This window comes from Thermopirellula anaerolimosa (genome assembly GCF_054657335.1).
In genome coordinates, this window is sequence record NZ_BAAHYX010000006.1 from 179,910 (window position 1) to 194,284 (window position 14,375).

Here is a 14,375-nt window from a genome sequence, read left to right on the forward strand (position 1 = left end):
GCGGATTCCGTCGGCGGCACGCGGCTCTGTTAAGCGTGGGTTTGCCTGCTCTTCGCGCGTGCAGGAGAGGGCCCCCTATTGCCGCGGATGCCGCCCCAAAAGAAAGCGAGCCGACTCGAATCCTCTTTGCCGCCGCTAAGGAATGGCGTCGGAATGGACCATGCCCATCGGAATGCCGGAGGGGAAACGCGAGGCGAAAGATTTCCCCGGGGCCGAAGTGTGTACCCCACCGCACTCCGAAGACAAGTAAAGGACAAACTCTAAAAAATGAGGCTGTCGGGACTCGAACCCGAGACCTACGGATTAAAAGTCCGTTGCTCTACCGACTGAGCTACAGCCCCGAAACAATCTTTCTCGGCAACTTTTGCCAGTCCCCGCCGCGGACTGAGACGGGCCGTCGGCGAGTTCCGAAAAACGTTCACCTTGAACGAAATCACCCGCCGGTTAAGCCCCGACGGGTGTCACCGCTACCACCGGCAGAAGGCCGTCGCTTTCCGCCATGGTGATAAAAAAAGTCTACCCGGTTCTTCCCTCATCGTCAATCGACCGAGGTCCTTCCGTAGGCCTTCCGGAAGGTTGGCTATCCCAGCGAAATACCGGTGAATTGCTCACTTGGTTGAAGAACCGACAAGCTTTGAGCAATCATTCGCCCCGCGTTGCCCCAAATTGGATCAGTACCGGTCGCTGGGCACATCCCGAATCATACCCTACCCAAGGGCGAGTGACCTGCTGCGATATCTGATGCCGCCTGCTCCTTCCTTGCTTCCTGTTATCCGAAATCCGTCGAGATGAGACGACAACGTTGAAAGACGAACAGCAATTGGATTTGACGGATGCGTAGACTGAAAAAAAGGGCCGCATGTCTTTTTGATGACAGGCAGCCCTTTCGGGGTGGAGATGACCGGACTCGAACCGGCGACCTCCTGCTTGCAAAGCAGGCGCTCTCCCAACTGAGCTACATCCCCAAAGACCAAGGGCCGCTCCACGGCGGCACACCCCGAAGCGACCCGGTGCGAGAGCGGGAGACGGGATTCGAACCCGCGACATCCAGCTTGGGAAGCTAGCGCTCTACCCCTGAGCTACTCCCGCATAGTCCAGATTTCTGCCTGTAGTTTAAGCGTCCGGTGCCGCGCCGTCAACCACGTCTTCGGCGGGGTTCCGGCCTGCGGAAACGCGGTCCGGAATCTCTCGTCGGGGGACGAATCAATTTGGTCCGTTGTATGCCCATGTGCTATCATGAGTGCGGCGTGCCTTGCCGGCGGAGTCCGGGCCGATGAAGGCGGAAACGGTAACGCGGGGAGATTCCTCGTCATCCATGGGGCCGATGTTCCTGTTGAACTGGGAGAGCGGCAATGGTGGAACCCTTCGAGCATACGCGACATCGAAATTGGTTGGAGACCATTCTCCGCTACATTCCCGGTTTCCGCGGATACCTGGAAAAAGAGTACCGGCGCGACAGCGACGACCTTCAGCGGCGCTGGCTGATTCAGCGGTTGGATACGTGCCGCCGATCCCTCGACAACCTGACGGGGCTGATCGTGGAGTCCTGCAACATCGACGTTTTGCCGAAGGTCGATGTCGTTCGCGCCAAGATCGATCACCTCTCGTCCCGCATCGGCGGCGCCATGGAGGGGTACAGCGGTTTCTTCGATTTGGTGCGTATCGACACGGACGTTCTGGACCGCATCTATCAGCACGATCTGTCTCTGATGACGAAGGTCGATCGCCTGGCGAATCTGGTCGAGGGGCTTTCTCAGTGCACGGCCGACTTGTCTCGGGCCTTGCGCGACGTGGAGCAGGGACTGGATGACTTGCAACGAGCCTGGGACGAGAGGACGAAGATCCTGGAGGGCATCGACTGATCGCAACATGAGTTGGTCGCGCACGACCTGCGCGGAGTGGTGAGAGCGGGCAAGGTCCTCGTCGACCAACCCTTGGAAAGCGGAAACGGCAAACACGGGAAGAAAGGCGGTAAGACCATGGGCATACGGATGGAAGTGATCCAGTTCCTGGACGAGACGAACCGATCTTTAGTGCAACGCGTTCCGCCTGAGGGGACGGCCGACATCAAGATCGGGGCTCAACTGATCGTGTACGAAAATCAGGAGGCGATCTTCTTCCGCGACGGCAAGGCGCTCGATCGGTTCGGCCCGGGACGATACACGCTGACCACCGCCAACGTGCCGCTGATCACACGTCTGTTGACCATCCCTTGGGAAAAATCCCCTTTTCAGTGCTCGGTGTATTTCATCGGGAAGCAGGTGTTCCTGGACCAGAAATGGGGCACGCGGCAACCGATCGTCTTTCGCGATCCGCAATTCGGCATGATTCGGCTTCGCAGTTTCGGCAAGTATTCGTTTCGCGTGCGGGACGCCGAAGTGCTGGTCAACACCTTGGTGGGAACGCAAGGCAAGTACACCACCGAAGAAGTCACCGCTTTCCTCAAAGACCTTGTGGTTGCGAGGCTGACCGATCTTCTGGGTTCGCTTCAGATGGGAATTTTGGACCTGCCGGCGAAATACGACGAAGTTGCGTCCGGAACGCGGGCCAAGGTGGCTCTGGACTTTACCAAATACGGTTTGGAATTGGTGGACTTCTTCATCAACGCCATCACTCCGCCGGACGAAGTGCAGCGCATGATCGACACCCGCAGCGGGATGGCGGCGGTTGGCGACCTGAACAGCTTCTTGAAATACCAGATGGCCCAAAGCCTGACGAAGATGGCGGAAAAGGGCGGCGAGGCGTCGGGAGCGATGGGCATGGGATACGGCGCGGGCTTTGGGATGATGATGCCCGGCATGATGCAGCAAGCCATGCGGGAGGCGGCTGCGCCCGCCCCGCAGACCGGCGGGCCGGCGGGGCAAGTCCCGCTTGGCGGCGTGCCGGGCGCTCTGCCGACGGGGACCGCCATGACGCCGGGTATCGTGGAGTCGCCGATCGAATTGACGCCCGCGGCACCGGACAAAGAAGCGATGTCGGCGATGATCCGGTCCACAGCCGAGGCGGCGAGGCACACCGTGGAACCCCATGAAGCCGGATTGCGGATCACGGTATCCGTGCGCGAACTTCGCAAACAATTCGTATACGTCGAGTTCGTCGAACCGACGCAAGAGCACGGCCCCTTTGTCCGATTTTGGAGTGTTTGCGGACCGGCAGGGGAAAAAAACGCCGCCGCCCTTTTGCGATACAACGCTCGGCTTCTGTACGGCGCGTTCGCCTTCCACAAAGTCGGCGGTCAGGATATGATCGTGCTCCAAGCCAACGTTTTGACGGAAGGTTTGACCCCGGCCGAGGTATCGAGAATCCTATCCGCGATCGCTTGGCAGGCGGACGCCGTCGAACAAAGACTGACCGGGCAAGACACCCTGTAGGGGATTGCAACCGGGAAGCCGCGGAAAGTCGAGATGGAAGTACTTCGTCATGGAGGCAACATGCCGCAAATCGCAAGGGCTGGCGAAATGGGTGCGTTGGTTCGGTGCCGGTGCCGTCTTTTATGGATGCTCGTCGTGGCGTGCGTTTCCTTAGAAGTCGGCCAAGCGGCGGGGATGGACCTGCTGCGCATTCAGGAGCACGACATCCAACGCGAGCTTCGCGGCAAGATATTGGCGGAGGGTCAAGATGGCGGCGTCCTTCTCTTGGGGCAGGACGGAGTTCTACATACGGTTCAGCCCGGACAAATTCTTGCCCGAGGTTCCGACGAATCGCCGTTCACCGCTTTGACCGCGGAAGAGGCCGGCGCCCTTTGGTTATCGCGACTGCCTCAGGGCTTCGAGACCCATCGCACCGCCCATTACGTGATCCTGCACAACGCCTCACGTGAATACGTCCGTTGGTGCGGGGGCCTGCTGGAACGTCTGTACGTGTCATTCACGAATTACTTCACGCGGCGTGGCGTGGAGGTTACCGAACCGCAATTCCCGTTGGTGGTGATCGTCTTCGCGACCCAAACTCAATACGTGGAGCATTGCCGCGAGGAAGTGGGGCCGGGCGTCTCGCAAATCAAGGGGCATTTCAATTTGCAGACCAATGTGGTGACCACATACGACTTGACAGGCTCGGGGGGGACGGTTTCGGCCATGGAATTGGCGCGATCGCTGGCGAGACCCGAGGTGCAGCAGAACGTCGCAACCCTGGTGCACGAGGCGGCGCATCAGTTGGCCAACAACTGCGGCTTGCTTCTCCGGTGGAACGACACTCCGCAATGGCTGAACGAAGGCCTGGCCATGTTCTTTGAAACACCGGACCTACGCGGCAGTCGCGCGGTGACTTCGGTGGGGCTGGTGAATACGGCGCGATTGTCGCAATTTCGAAGTTATCTATCACGCCGACCGGCCGATTCGCTGCGCACGCTCCTCCAAGACGATCGGCGACTGCAAAACACCGACACGGCGGCGGATGCCTACGCCGAGAGTTGGGCCTTGGTTTACTATCTCTTGCTCCAGCGCCCGCGGGAATTCACGGCCTACCTAGAACGCATCGCTTCCAAGCCGCCTTTGATGTACGCCGACGCCGAAGAGCGCATTCGAGATTTTCGCGAAACGGTGGAAGACGATTTGGACAAGTTCGACGCGAATTTCGTCCGTTACATCTCGCGCCTGAAGTAGTAAGCGGTTTGGTCGCTCCCGCTGCTTTCCAGCCCACTGAAGCTACGCGGGTTGCTTGCGTTGCCTTACGGCATTTCCTAAGATGACGTAAGACCGCATCAGACCGGACTCGGTCCGTCGGCGGCCTGCGCGAAATAGTTTTGTTGTACACCGGAGGAAGGATTGAATCATGAAACGACGACAGTCTGGCACGACGGGGAAGAGCGTGGACCGAACGCGTGCGGAACAGGGCACTTCGCGTCGAGACTTCTTGCGCACCACGGGGGCGGCCGCCGCGATTGGAATGAGCGGTTTGAGCTTGGCTCGCAGCGTCCACGCCGCGGGAGAGGATCCCATCTTGAAAATCGCCCTGATCGGCTGCGGCGGGCGTGGCACCGGGGCGGCGGCGAACGCGATGGACGCCGATCCGCGAACCCGACTGACGGCCATGGCCGACGCCTTCGAGGATCGTCTCAACGGTAGCCTTGCGGCCTTGAAGGAAAAATACGCAGACCGTGTGGCTGTCACGCCGGACACGGCGTTCGTCGGTTTGGATGCGTACGTCAAGGCCATTCAAAGCGATGTGGACGTCGTCCTGCTGTGCGAACCGCCCCACTTTCGGCCGATCCATTTGCGGGCCGCCGTGGACGCGGGGAAGCACATCTTTTGCGAGAAGCCCGTGGCCGTCGACGCCCCCGGTTATCGTTCCGTCTTGGAAAGCACGGAGATCGCGAAGCAAAAGGGCCTGTCCCTCGTTTCCGGTCTTTGCTGGCGGTACCACAACGCCACTCGCGAAACGGTCCAGCGGATCCAAGACGGTGCGATCGGCGACATTGTGACGATTCAAGAGACCTACAACACGGGTCACATCGGCGGACGCCCGCGGGATCCCGCCCTGACGGAAATGCAATTCCAGGTGCGGAATTGGTACTGCTTCACATGGCTTTCAGGGGACCACAACGTCGAGCAACACATCCACAGCCTGGACAAGGCCTTGTGGGTAATGCACGACGAACCGCCCGCCGCCGCGTGGGGCTTAGGGGGCCGGCAAGTTCGCACGGAGATGCCGAAGTTCGGGAACATCTACGATCACCACGCCGTCTGCTACGAATATGCGAACGGCGTCCGCGTTTATTCCTACTGCCGTCAGCAGGCTCACTGCTGGAACGACACCACCGACCACGTCTTCGGCACCAAGGGGTTGGGGGTCATCCTGAATGATTTCCGCATCGACGGTGCTGAAAAGTGGCAGTATAAGGGCGAGAACACGAACATGTACGTGGCGGAGCACCAAGCTTTGTTCCACTCGATCCGCGCCGGAGAGCCGATCAATAACGGCATCTACATGGCCCGCAGCACGATGATGGCGATCATGGGTCGCATGGCGACTTATACCGGGGATCGCATCACTTGGGAACAGGCGACCCAATCTGAGGAAAACCTGTCGCCCTCGTCCTATGACTGGAATGCGACGCCGCCGATTGTGCCGGATGCCGAGGGCCGTTATCCCGTCGCCATGCCCGGCGTCACCAAGTTCGCGTGATTCCGCGGAAGGCAGCGTACAGGGCGGGCGGATGCCGCTCGTCTCGATCGGTTTGTGAAATTGCCGCCGCGGCAGTCCGAACGACTGCCGCGGTTTGCTGCGCAATATGGTCTCGCAGTGGTCTCCGCAGCAAATCTGAAGTCCGGGAACCCCGGTTTAGCCCACGCGAAGTTGCCGATGCACCTCTTCGATGACGTCGGCGACCTTCCACGTGCGTCGGTCCGCACGCAATTCCGCGTCCTCCGCCAACCACTGATCCACACGTTTTTGAGCGGAGATGACGGTGGCATGGCTCCTCTTACCGAAATACCGCCCGATTTCGTTGAGCGGCGCACGCGTGTATTTTCTCGCCAGCCACATGGCCAGCATCCGAGGCCCGCTGATCCGGCGATCTTTGGTGTCCGCGTGAAGCGACTTGTCGGGCAGGCCGAACGTGCGGCAAATCGCCTGCTCGATCTCTTCGATAGGCACTTCCGCGGAAGAGGCAGGCAACAAGTCGGCCAAGACCTCTTCGGCCTCCTTTCTGCCGATGGGCGTGCCGGAAGTCCCGGCAAAGGCCTTCAAACGACAAACCGCCCCGGTCAGTTGACGCACGTCGCCGGTCAGTCGTTGTGAGAGCCAGCGGCATACGGGCTCGGAGAGATTCAGATTCACCGACGCCGCTGCGCGGGAGATGATTTCCATTCTCATGGCGGCGTCGGGAGGATCCAAGCGGCAGACCATCCCGCTTTGCAGGCGACTGATCAGTTCGGAACCTAATTCTCCCAACTCTTGGGGCGAGCGATCCGCTGCGCAGATCACTTGGCTTCCATTCTTGAGCAACGCGTCGATGGTGTATAGCAATTCGATTTGGGTCTGGCGTTTGCCGCGGAAGAATTGCAGGTCGTCCAAGATCAGCAGTCGCACGCCGCGATATTTCATGCGCAGAGCCGCGACGCCGCCGCCTTTGACCGCGTCGATGAATGCGCTGGTGAACTGCTCCGCCGACAGGTAGAGCGACGGTAAGTGCCGATGGCGTTGACGGACAGCCGACCAAACACCCTCCAGCAAGTGCGTTTTGCCCGTCCCGGTCGGCCCGTAGATGGTAAGCGGCGAATACTCGCCGAGATGTTGGATCACCGTTTCCGCCGCGGCAAAGGCCAGTTGATTGGGCGGACCCACCACAAAATCGCGGAGGCCGGCGAATCTCCTGCCCCGACCGCCCGACCTCGATCGCGAAGACGTCTCCGACGGCCTCTCGTGGTTACCCGCGCGACTATCTTCGCAGGGCGCCGCGATTCCCGAACCGCGTCGCGAAAGGCTCTCGGTAAGAGCGGTAGAGTCTCTCGCTTCGATCGACGATTTGGAACCGACGCCCCGCCGTCCGCTCACGCCGCATTCCGGTTCGTACATGTCGCCATCCATGGGAAACAGTAAGGGCTGGAGCGGCAATTCGTTTGCTTGCCGACCGCTTGCGCTACCGCGAGCCTTGCCGTTTTGATGCGCGTGAGAATCTCGATCGACCGGTGCATCGCACCCCGCCTCAATCGCGCCGTCGTCCGCGCTCAAGGTTGCCGAGAAGGCGTCACCTTGTGCGAGAGAAATCGAGTTCAAGTCCGTCGCTCGCGACGAGCCGACGGCAAGTGCTTCCGAAGAGCACTTGGCGGACGAAATCACCGCTTCCGCGTCCGAGGGTAACTCGGAAGCCGTGGTTGATTGAGCGAGGACCGCGGCAATGTTCGAGCCATCGCCTTGCTCCGCCGAGAGGTGCGATTCGTCCAGACGCAGGTTGGCTCGCAGCACGTCGGGTTGAGCGAAAAGGCTCGGTCGCTGGTCGGTCTTGGTCGGCGGCTTGAGTCGAAAGTCGATGGGCGGAGTGTACCCCAACACCGCCGTGCAGCCTTCATCCACGTGCTTGCGAAACCGCGTCCGCAGCCAATCCAAATAGAATTGGTTGGGCACGACGACAAACACGCGAACGCCGTCCCACAGGAATTGAGCGCTCTCTCCGAACCAGAGATGAAAACGCTCGCGTCCGACCCTGTCAGCGACTGCTCGTCGCAGTGCCGACACGATGTCCATATCGTCCTTGGCCACAGTCTGCCGCTCCCGATGCGCGCAAATCCAGCGCTAACGCCAAGCGTTCGGCTGAAATCACGATTCCTTGAGGCAGGCCTGCGCATCAAGATGAGTTGCGCCTGAGCGACGGCGTCACCGCCGGGGCCTGCCGGTGTGTCACCCGATGAGCATGATTGTACCGGTGCATGCACTGCAATCAAAGCCCCGCGCGGGGACGGCAAGGCGAAATCTTTTGTGGTCGCACCGTCACCGTGCGAATACGTGGAAAACCGTCTTCGATCGCTAAAGGGCCGCTTGCAACATTATCGCTCAAGATGAATCGTGGTCGTGGGATGGATTGTCGAACGAATCACCGCGGCGGCGTTACGAGAAGATTGGACCGAGAACGTAAGTGCCTAAATCACGCAGGTTTGTACCGCGATCCGGAGACGCGATTGCGGAATTGCCGCATGATTCGCAGTGTCGGCGAACCGCGAGTCGGTCTCGTCAACTGCGCCGCAGGGAGCGGATAAAAACGACACGTTCTTCCAGTTGCCGAAACCCCAGCCGTTGGTAGGTCTTGATAGCCGGATAGTTGCCCATGTCCACCGCCAACAAGAGCGCATCGCGACCTCGCGATTGGGCCAACCATTGGGCGAATCGGACCATGTCTGCGCCGCGGCCTCGACCTCGTTCCTCGCGAATCAGCCCCATGTATACCAACTCCATTTGGTTCGTGTCCGCGTGGTCCGCCAAGATCAGGCATCCCACCGGGCGACCGGCTCGCGTGACGGTAAACCACAAATCCGGAGAATAGGGACTGGTGGCGCGATAACTGGCCAGAACATCACTGGTGCGACGAATGCCATTAAGCTGAGGGCAATCAAGAGTCCCTTGATAAGTAGCCTCGACGATGTCCGCAAAGCCAACTTGGGAGGTTTGGTTCAACGGGGCAAAAACGTAGGGCGTCGAAGGCTCCTCCGTTGGGAAACTGCTGCCGAGCGCCGCAAGGTACACCAATCGCGTCAAGTATTCGAATCCCGCGGCTTGAAGCGGTTCCACAAACGGACTCTGATTGTCCGTGAGGCTGGTGAAGATGAGTTCCGCGGTCGTGGCACTCAATCTTTCCACGACGTCACGATAGAGGGTTGAGACGACGGGCATATCGGAGGCGGTCTCGATGCCGGGTACGGATAAGATGGCAATTTTGCCGGGATAAATCGTCCACATGATGGCGGCGATCAGTCGTCCCTGCCGTTCGATGTGCAGCACACCGCTGGTGCCCGGAGGGGCCTTCCGTAAATGCGAAGACAGGAAGCGAAAATGGTCTTCGCGGTGCTCCTCGGGATACTGCGTGCAGATCAATTCGATGGCGCGACCCAGTCGCTCACCCTTGCCGGCGTGGACCGTGATTGCTTCGGAGACGTCTTCGGAAGACCGGTCATCGTTCGACATCTGACGCCTCCGTTATTGCATCCCGGCTTTTTTCTCGAACCGTTCATCCTCGGCGGCCTCGCGCAACACCTCTCGGATCAGCTTGCGGGGCGCCCCAATGTCCAAGACATGCACCCGGCCCAGAAAATCCGCCGCGCCCTCAACCAAGAAACCCGATTTCCATGCCACAAACGTCGCGGTCACGTCCGCACGGACCATGACGCCATCCGTAGGCCCCTCGTCGCAATCGAGACCGCTGGGTAAGTCCACCGCCAGAACTTTTTTGCCCGAGCGGTTGAGCGATACGATGACTTCGTCGAACGGGCGACGAGCAGGTCCCACCGAACCCGTTCCCAACATGGCATCGACAATCCAGTCGGCGGCGTCGAGCCTTTTTGATAGATCATCGTGACGAATGGGCACGGGGAGCGTGTGGATGGGAATATCCGACTTGCGGATGATGTCGAAATTGAGCAGCGCATCGCCTTTGAGTTGATCGGGTGACGAACAGAGCAAGACCTCTGCGCGGAATCCTCGCAACTCAAGATGTCGGGCGATCACAAACCCGTCGCCCGCGTTGTTGCCTCGCCCGCAAATTATCAGGACCGTCCCGTTGATTCCCAAACGACAGAGCAAGTCCGCCGTCCCCCTTCCCGCGTTCTCCATCAAGACGGGACCGGGAATGCCGTATTCTTCGATGGCTCGCCGATCGATCTCGCGAATCCACTTGCGACTGAGCACGGCGATTGTATTCATAGCACGGCCAAATCCTTTGGACGGCGATCTCCCGAACGACCATGGCCCGGCAATCAATCCGGTGCCGACGTCTCGTCGTCTCACGTCGGGACACAACTCAAAGTATCGCATGAACGCGGCGACGGGAAAACCTCCGTCGCGGGGGATCGGGGAGGAACCCCATGGGACCGCGGAACTGTTTGAATGTGAGCGTGATGCGAAGCGTCGTGCGAGCGCCCTCGCCGGCCCGCGGACACGGGGGGCATTTCTATGGGTGACGGCGCGCAACAACATCGCGAGGCGGTTCAAAGAACGAAACCGCTGCGTCACCGTGGTAACGACGGAATTATTCTTAAGAGGGCATCTGCCGCGAAGAAAGCACCGAGGCGCCGTCAATCCAAGGTGATGGCAAAGGCACGGTGAGGTTTCCAGGATCGAGGCTGGGCTTGTGCTCTAGTCGGACTCGTCTCGGTCAGACGTTCCGGTCTGCCCAATCCACGACGAATCGGACGCACTGGGCTACATCGTTTTCAAGATTGTCCGAGTCGTGCTCGTACTCCACGCTCAACACGCCCCGGAAGCCCTGCCGTCGCAACTCGGCCAGCACGTCGGCGTACCTGGCTTTGCCCTGCCCCAGAGGCACGTCACGCGCCTCCGGCACGGCCCATTCCGCCACATCCTTCAGGTGGAACGTCTTAATTCTGCCCTCCATCATTTTGAGGCACTCGATCGGATCCAGTCCGGATCGCACCCAATGCCCGGTGTCGCAGCATGCGCCGATTCTCGAACTGCGTCCACGGCATGCCTCCAGCACATTCTTGGGGTGCCAGTATTGCGATTGGGGGGACTTAGGATGATTGTGGATGGCGAGGTCGATGCCGAACTCCGCCGTCAATTCGTCCAGCATTCCGAACGCGGCGGGCGGCGGTTCCGCCACAACGGTCTGCGATCCCATCGCTTTAGCGAATTCAAATACCTGCCGGGCCTTGGCTTTGTCCGCGCCAACGTCGCCGTAGAAGTTTGCCATGGTTAGGCCGAGGGATCGCAAGCGATCCCGAAGCTCCGCCCTTTTTTCGGAAGAAAGCGTCTCGTTGACAACCAGACCCTGTTGTTCTTTGTCCAGTGGCAGGAAGAAGCATCCTTCCACGTGCGAAAAGCGCAGCTTTGCCATGATTGGGGCGGCTTCGTACAAGGAATATCGGCGAAACGTATAATGTTGACAGGCGAGCGTCCAACCGAGTTTTGTCAGCCCGTCGGCCTTGTCGACCGGCGTCGCCGCCACTTCCGCGCATGCCGGACCACCCCACCATGCGGCGCTCGCCGCTCCCAATCCGCATAAGGCGGCGCGTTGCAGTACTTCCCTCCGACTGTGTCGATCGTTGGAATCACCCTTTCGTAAGCTTCGGCGGATCATCGTACGGTGCTCCTCTGTCAAGCAAACTCAGATCAAGTCCTCGGCTCCATCGGCCAAGCGACGGCAGTCCGTTGATAGCATAGCAAAGGCATAGACGTATGCAATAATCGAAAACACGCAGACACGGTCTGGTTCCGCATGCGTAACCGGCGTACATTGTAGGTTTCGGCCGTTCGATCGGCCTTATCCCATCCATGTAGTCGCAGCGTTTTCGCACTCATGAACCCAGCAATCTGGAAGAAGGCGATCTGGGACGGTTGGTCTCAGTTTGTCGTCAGCAGTCTGCTTCTATTCGGTTTCGCGTGGCTTTTCGTATGGCTCAACAGCCTCGTCCACATGGATCTTTGGGTCCGACTCCTTGATTTTTTGCCGCCGTTCGCGGTGCGATTGATTGGGATTCCGCTGAAGGCCCTGGCGTCACCCATGGGACGCATCAGCGTGGTCTTCGTCCACATTGTCCCGCTGCTGGTGCTGATGGGCTGGGCGGTAGGGCGCAATTCCGAGCTGGTGAGCGGCGGTATTAGCAACGGCACACTCGAAGTCTTGTTGACCGTCCCCGTTCGCCGGATTCACTGGATTTGGATTCCCGCCGTGGTTTGGAGTTGCCAAGCTTGCCTCTTGGCGGGATCGCTATGGCTCGGATTGATCGTGGGTCTCCGCGTGGTCGGTACGAGCGAAGCAATCCGGTATACCGTGTTTTTCCCCGGTGTCGTGAACCTCATCTGTATGACATTCTGCCTGTCCGGCATCACGGCGGCGCTGTCCGCCGTCGATAACAACCGCTGGAGAACCATCTGGTTGGCAACGGGCGTCTTCATTGTCGCCACGATCATCAAGATGGTTGCGCGAATCTGGGAACCGGGCGCGTGGTTGGCGTACCTCTCGTTTCTTTCGGCCTTCGAACCGCAATTGCTGATTCTTGTGCCGGAGGAGGCCGCCCGGTTGGCGTGGCGGTATAACGGCACCCTCTTGGGCGTCGGCCTTGTGGGTTACGTCGCTGCCGCCGTTCTCCTGACCCGGCGCGACATTCCCGTGCCCCGGTGATTAGCCCGCACGTTTTCGTCAGTGTCGCCGTCATCGCGATTTGCTTGCCATGATGAACACGGCGATATCGTCGTCGAATTTTGGGGAATTGATCCGCAGTACGCCGGAAGAGGTCGCGGCGCTCTGCTCAGGGCTCTTTTTTCCCGTCTTCGTGTCGATCCAGACCACATTGTACGTGCCCGCGGGCACCTTCAATTCCAGCACGGCTTGGGCGTTCAAGAGTCGCAAATCCGCAAGATTCTTCGGTTTCTGCGGCAAAGGGGCGTGTAGGTAAGCGGCATAGGCCCGGCCCTCCTCTGCAAGAACATACGTCGCCAGTTTGGGACTTACTGATTGCACGAGATCAGGGGCGGGTCGCATGCGGATGAAGTCGATCTCGTCGAGAAAGCGTTTCAGAATTCCCAATTGCTTTCGCAAAGCGGGGCTGCCGCCGCCGGGGGAGGAATAGTCGGCCAAATCGCCGCGGGGATGGCCGCTGGTGAATGAATAATCGAGATTGTTGTAGAGCGCTCCGCCCGACAGCATGAAGGCCCAACCCTCCGTGCGATAGAGCAGGTCGTCCTTACCGCGAAAACCCGTCTCGTTTTCCCCGATGGCAACATTCCAGTGGTAATTCTCGGCCACGGCGACCGGCGGAACGCAATAATGGAAGTTCAGAATCTTGACTGCGGGGTGCAGGCGTTCCACCTTCTTGGAACCGTTTGCAATATTCATGGAAACGAGATGCTTCACCCCTAGGGAACGCTCCGTTTCGGCGATGACGTCCGCAACTTTCCATTGCCACTCTTCGGTGACGCCGCCGAAATACGGTTCGTTGCAGACCTCGTAGTAGAGGTTGTCGAATTCCTTAAGCTCCTCAACAACCTTGCGAACAAACGCCAGTTGCACGTTCGTGAGATCGTCGTGCTTAAGGGCATAGACTTCCTCGCGCGGACAGGTGCCGATGCCGTTCACGTTGTTCGCGGAGTTCATGGCGTTCGCCCTCCACAAATCATCGTTATAGAAAGGGCAGAACAAGTTGAACTCCACGACGACGCCGTACCGTTTGGCGGTCGTAAGGAAGTCCCGCAGGCGAAGGAAGTAGTTCTCGTCCCAACGGGTCAGGTCGAATTTGTTTCCACCGTCGAAATACCCCGGTTGATCGCTTCTCGCCCATGGAGCGATATAGCGGTTGGGCCGCGGCGCCAGCGGATTGCCGGTAATGCCGAAAGAGGAAGGAATCTCGCGGTACGTTCCCGAAAAGGTACGCGTGTGATTGAGGCCGTCGGCGGCCAGCGTTTGCAGGTAGGCGGTGAAATCAAAATCAAGATTGAGCACGGCCCCGTAGTGCTCGCCGGAGGTAACCAGGACCGTCGGTTTGCCTTGCCAAAGGAAGTAGTGGGGATTGTCGGGATGAAGGGCGATGGGAGAATCCCTTTCGACCGCGAAGGCGACATCCATGGGCGGGAGAGGAATGGCATTGATCGCCGCCGAAAACACGATCCCAATTGCGATGGTGCTAATCGTTTTCAACATGGGAAGCGCCCTTTCTCGAGATTCCGCCGATTCGCCCGCCGATACATTCGCGTCCAATTGAAAGAAAACG

The 14,375-nt window shown here is 59.5% G+C and carries 10 protein-coding genes and 3 tRNA genes; 5 read left to right on the top strand and 8 right to left on the bottom strand.

Features of this window, described 5'->3' with window-relative positions:
* Positions 1 to 268: 268 nt before the first annotated feature.
* The 3 genes from ACYQ6J_RS06870 to ACYQ6J_RS06880 all read right to left on the bottom strand — a co-directional run bounded on the left by ACYQ6J_RS06870 (position 269) and on the right by ACYQ6J_RS06880 (position 1,089).
* Positions 269 to 341, bottom strand: a tRNA-Lys gene (locus ACYQ6J_RS06870).
* A gap of 551 nt (positions 342 to 892) precedes the next feature.
* A tRNA-Ala gene (locus ACYQ6J_RS06875) sits at positions 893 to 965 on the bottom strand.
* Between the two features lie 52 nt (positions 966 to 1,017).
* A tRNA-Gly gene (locus tag ACYQ6J_RS06880) sits at positions 1,018 to 1,089 on the bottom strand.
* 263 nt (positions 1,090 to 1,352) lie between these two features.
* Between ACYQ6J_RS06880 and ACYQ6J_RS06885 the strand changes: the two genes are divergently transcribed.
* The 4 genes from ACYQ6J_RS06885 (at position 1,353) to ACYQ6J_RS06900 (ending at position 6,126) form a co-directional block, all read left to right on the top strand.
* Positions 1,353 to 1,862: a hypothetical protein gene (locus tag ACYQ6J_RS06885; protein WP_460183447.1), complete on the top strand. Its 510-nt coding sequence runs from the start codon at positions 1,353 to 1,355 to the stop codon at positions 1,860 to 1,862.
* Positions 1,863 to 1,979: 117 nt separating this feature from the next.
* Positions 1,980 to 3,371 (top strand): SPFH domain-containing protein, encoded by a 1,392-nt coding sequence (locus ACYQ6J_RS06890; RefSeq protein WP_460183448.1) that lies wholly within the window; start codon positions 1,980 to 1,982, stop codon positions 3,369 to 3,371.
* Positions 3,372 to 3,404: 33 nt separating this feature from the next.
* Complete coding sequence (locus tag ACYQ6J_RS06895) at positions 3,405 to 4,604, top strand: DUF1570 domain-containing protein (protein WP_460183449.1); 1,200 nt, start codon at positions 3,405 to 3,407, stop codon at positions 4,602 to 4,604.
* Between the two features lie 169 nt (positions 4,605 to 4,773).
* Positions 4,774 to 6,126 (top strand): Gfo/Idh/MocA family protein, encoded by a 1,353-nt coding sequence (locus tag ACYQ6J_RS06900; RefSeq protein ID WP_460183450.1) that lies wholly within the window; start codon positions 4,774 to 4,776, stop codon positions 6,124 to 6,126.
* A gap of 156 nt (positions 6,127 to 6,282) precedes the next feature.
* Here the strand turns inward: ACYQ6J_RS06900 and ACYQ6J_RS06905 are convergent, their stop codons facing one another.
* From ACYQ6J_RS06905 to ACYQ6J_RS06920, 4 genes are all read right to left on the bottom strand, one after another.
* On the bottom strand, positions 6,283 to 8,202 hold the full coding sequence (locus tag ACYQ6J_RS06905; protein WP_460183451.1) for a DnaA ATPase domain-containing protein: 1,920 nt from the start codon (positions 8,200 to 8,202) through the stop codon (positions 6,283 to 6,285).
* A 468-nt stretch (positions 8,203 to 8,670) separates the two neighbouring features.
* Positions 8,671 to 9,618 carry a GNAT family N-acetyltransferase gene (locus tag ACYQ6J_RS06910; protein WP_460183452.1) on the bottom strand — a complete coding sequence of 316 codons (948 nt, stop codon included), beginning with the start codon at positions 9,616 to 9,618 and terminating at the stop codon, positions 8,671 to 8,673.
* Positions 9,619 to 9,630: 12 nt separating this feature from the next.
* Positions 9,631 to 10,353, bottom strand: a complete 723-nt coding sequence (locus ACYQ6J_RS06915; protein WP_460183453.1) for an NAD(P)H-hydrate epimerase — start codon at positions 10,351 to 10,353, stop codon at positions 9,631 to 9,633.
* A gap of 451 nt (positions 10,354 to 10,804) precedes the next feature.
* On the bottom strand, positions 10,805 to 11,746 hold the full coding sequence (locus ACYQ6J_RS06920; protein ID WP_460183454.1) for a sugar phosphate isomerase/epimerase family protein: 942 nt from the start codon (positions 11,744 to 11,746) through the stop codon (positions 10,805 to 10,807).
* A 219-nt stretch (positions 11,747 to 11,965) separates the two neighbouring features.
* Between ACYQ6J_RS06920 and ACYQ6J_RS06925 the strand changes: the two genes are divergently transcribed.
* A complete protein-coding gene (locus tag ACYQ6J_RS06925; protein ID WP_460183455.1) occupies positions 11,966 to 12,790 on the top strand; it encodes a hypothetical protein in 825 nt (274 codons plus the stop codon).
* A gap of 30 nt (positions 12,791 to 12,820) precedes the next feature.
* Here ACYQ6J_RS06925 and ACYQ6J_RS06930 read toward each other — a convergent pair whose 3' ends face one another.
* Positions 12,821 to 14,305: a hypothetical protein gene (locus ACYQ6J_RS06930; protein ID WP_460183456.1), complete on the bottom strand. Its 1,485-nt coding sequence runs from the start codon at positions 14,303 to 14,305 to the stop codon at positions 12,821 to 12,823.
* Positions 14,306 to 14,375 lie beyond the last annotated feature (70 nt).